The organism is Roseateles sp. P5_E11 (assembly GCF_054049355.1).
In genome coordinates this window covers 1-1701 of record NZ_JBFUMO010000877.1, presented here as the reverse complement: position 1 = coordinate 1701, position 1701 = coordinate 1, and the positions used below count along the sequence as shown (strand labels likewise).

Genomic DNA, 1701 nt, shown 5'->3' with positions numbered 1-1701 from the left:
GCTCAGAGGATCGGGATCAATTACCCGTAATCGGGAAGCCGAGCAGTTCTGCGAGAACTTCCCAGAAAGAAACTTTTTCCATTTGCACCGTCCGGCTAGCAGCGTTGAGATGGCGCGCAGTGTGTAGGACGGGCAGACAACAGAGAACTACAAACCCTGGTAGGGCCGGTAGCCGGTCAGAGCAGCCCCAGCTCCATCGCCTTCAGCACGGCTTGGTGCTTGGTGGACACGTCGAGCAGCTTGAACAGTTGCTTCATGTGGTAGTTCACCGTGTTCTCGCTGATGCCTAGCAGGCTCCCGACAACCCAGGCGCTCTTGCCCTCCATCGTCAGCTTCAGGATCTCAAGCTGTCGTGACGGAAGCTGCACCGCAGGTTGTGCCGATCTCTTGGACACAAGCAGCCGCCCTGCAGCGTCCTGTGCATGAACGGCGAGCAATTGCAAGTCCGCGATCATCCGATTCAGCTTGATCGGATCTTTGGGCAAGGGTGCGTCCCGATCGAGCCCGAGAAGCAACCGGCGGTAGCCAGGCATTTGGACACCTACGGCAACACCGGTCCGGTAGCCGAACGGTGCATACATCTCCCACAACTCGCCTGCACCGGCGTCCACGTAGAAAGCCTGGTCGTAAATCAGCGGTTTGGTCAGGCTCGCCAAACGTTGATGCACGGGGTCGCGTTGCGCGTAGCTGTTGTCCCTGGAAATCTCCAAGAAAGCCTCAGGTGTGTTACCTACGGCGACGTACTCAGTCTTCGCACCCGGCCCACGGTGCTCGATGGCCAGCACGCCAACGACCAGACCGAAATCTAGGTCATTCGCGAAGGCGATCAGCCCCTGTCGAAAAGACGTGAGATCTGCTGCTTGACTGACTTGTTCGTACCGCTGGAGGTTCATGCGCTACTAGGGTTGGTAGGCGCAGTGCGGCCTCGACGAACGCAAACTGCAAACCATCCAAATGACGGGAGATCCGAATGCAGATGGCAGCCTGGCAACTGATGGCCTGCGAGACGGTCGTCAAGACTGTAAACGAGTTTGAAAAAGTGACAGACGACCTGCGTCAAATCGGAAGCAGTGTCAGAGTGCACGATGCACGTTCCGGGCTGCGATGTGGCCAGGAAGTGTGGGCTGCACTGGCCGATGGCGAAGCCATCCAGATTGCATGGGAATGGACGGAGATCCAGCCTGACGTCGTGGCGCTGTTCGACCCGATGAACATCTTGTGCAACGTCGCGCTGATTGACGGCCACGGGCATGAGCTGGCGCGTTCGCGGCGCATGCTGCACCTCAACAATGTCGTGCACCAGCTCGACTGGCGCGGCGCCCTGGACTGGCGCAGCAGCAACTGACGGAATGTCGCCTTCGTGAGCACGCAATAGGTTATGATTGTTGGCTTGCAGGAGAGGTGGATGAGCGGTTTAAGTCGCACGCCTGGAAAGCGTGTGTGGGCTAATACCCACCGCGGGTTCGAATCCCGCCCTCTCCGCCAAAGTATGAACGGGCCCACTGGGCCCGTTTTGCTTTTCTGGCTCATGACTGATCGACATTCAGTCGCAGTTCAGCCCACAGAAAGCGCAGTTCGTCGCGTCAAGGTGGCCCGCTGTCCGACCTTGCTCAACACTTCAGTCTGCGCCCTGCCGATGAGCAAGGCTGGAGCCGGAGATGCCAAGAGTGAAACAGGGATGGTGGTGCTTGAGCTTGACGC

At 58.6% G+C, this 1701-nt stretch carries 2 protein-coding genes and 1 tRNA gene; 2 read left to right on the top strand and 1 reads right to left on the bottom strand.

The annotated features are described in order from the left end of the window. Nucleotides 1-176: 176 nt before the first annotated feature. Nucleotides 177-893 carry a helix-turn-helix transcriptional regulator gene (locus tag ACXJKR_RS31670; protein WP_056196685.1) on the bottom strand — a complete coding sequence of 239 codons (717 nt, stop codon included), beginning with the start codon at nt 891-893 and terminating at the stop codon, nt 177-179. A 77-nt stretch (nt 894-970) separates the two neighbouring features. Here ACXJKR_RS31670 and ACXJKR_RS31665 point away from each other — a divergent pair, with 77 nt between their 5' ends. Continuing rightward, a complete protein-coding gene (locus ACXJKR_RS31665) occupies nt 971-1345 on the top strand; it encodes a hypothetical protein (RefSeq protein WP_056196681.1) in 375 nt (124 codons plus the stop codon). A 50-nt stretch (nt 1346-1395) separates the two neighbouring features. Beyond that, nucleotides 1396-1485: transfer RNA gene (locus ACXJKR_RS31660), tRNA-Ser, on the top strand. Nucleotides 1486-1701 lie beyond the last annotated feature (216 nt).